Raw genomic sequence first — 1,455 nt, 5'->3', positions numbered from 1 at the left:
GAAGACTAGAATCTCATATAGTAATGAGATTCTAGTCACCAATGATATGAAAGCGTTTTATAGGAGAAGGGAGTTAAGTTATATGAGCATGGGGGTACAGTCAAAAGTTTCTCTAAAAACCGTATTATCATACGGAATGGGGAGTTTTGGAAACAATATTATTTATGCATTAACAAGTACATATTTAATGATTTTTTATACGGACAGCGTAGGATTAAATGCCGCAGCTGTAGGAACTTTATTTCTTATTGCGAGGATATGGGATGGGATTGCAGACATTATTATCGGAATGATTGTTGATAACACAGAAACGAGATTTGGTAAGTTTAGGCCTTATCTTTTAATAGGCGGATTTTTTGCAGCTGTTGCTACAGTCGCGTGTTTTATTAGTCCTGATCTTTCTCATACAGGAAAATTAATTTACGCTTATATCACCTATATCGCATGGGGAACAAGCTTTGCTATTATGGATATTCCCTACTGGTCGCTTTCAGCAACGATTACACAAGATGTAAAAGAACGAAATAAAGTAGTGGCGTTTCCTAGAACCATTGCAGCAGTAGGGTCTTTATTTGCTAGTTTATTAACTCTTCCACTAGCTCATTATTTTGGGAACTGGTTTATGCTGAGTCTTATTTATGCGTGTATCTTAATGATTACAATGATTATTACATTTTCAGGAGTAAAAGAAAACTATACCGTAAAAAGACAGGAAAAGCAGACGCCAAAAGCAGTTTGGAACTTATTTATTCAAAATAAACCGTTGCGTTATCTAATTTTCTCGATGCTTTTAGTTGAAACGATTTTAACAATTCGCACTACGTTTTCTATTTACTATTTTAAATACAATTTAAATGCAGAGAATATCGCGTCTCTTTATTTAACCTTATTTTTCACAGCACAAATTGTAGGAGCGATCGCGTCTCCTTTCATTTCAAATAAATTTGGAAAGAAACGCGCAGCAATAGGGGGAATTGCCCTAAATGCTGTAGCTACTCTTACAATGTTTGTAACCGGTTTTCACGTTATGCCGGTGATGATTTTAAGTTTTTTAGCTTCTTTCGGCGGTGGAGTTAGCAACATTGCTCAAACATCTATGCTCGCTGACTGTGTAGAATACGGCGAATGGAAAACAGGGAACCGAGCGGAAGGAATGGTGTTTTCTACGAATATTTTCAAAACAAAGGTTGCTTCAGCAGTGGGTGGAGCAGTAGGCGGGTACATCCTTTCAGCGGTAGGGTATGTGCCAAATCAAATTCAGTCACACAGCACACTCATTTGGATTGCTTTAATCTTTACGATCATTCCAGGCATCCTTTGCTTGTTATCACTTGTCCCACTCGTAAAATATGAGTTGACGGAAAAGAGATATTTAGAAATTTTACAAGATATGAAAAAGCGCTCAAGCCGCATAAAAGAAAAACCGGCTATGAAAGTGTCTAGCTAATTCAAATC

The 1,455-nt window shown here is 36.9% G+C and carries 1 protein-coding gene; it reads left to right on the top strand.

Features of this window, described 5'->3' with window-relative positions:
• Positions 1 to 82 precede the first annotated feature (82 nt).
• Positions 83 to 1,447: a glycoside-pentoside-hexuronide (GPH):cation symporter gene (locus AC1DRF_RS27520; RefSeq protein ID WP_029321263.1), complete on the top strand. Its 1,365-nt coding sequence runs from the start codon at positions 83 to 85 to the stop codon at positions 1,445 to 1,447.
• Positions 1,448 to 1,455 lie beyond the last annotated feature (8 nt).

It is taken from the genome of Priestia sp. P5_B4 (genome assembly GCF_056400385.1).
This window is presented reverse-complemented; position numbering and strand designations above follow the sequence as displayed.

What these genes read in the sequence shown, in the direction of transcription:
- AC1DRF_RS27520 (WP_029321263.1), top strand. Translation starts at nt 83, where the DNA reads ATGAGCATGGGGGTACAGTCAAAAGTTTCTCTAAAAACCGTATTATCA.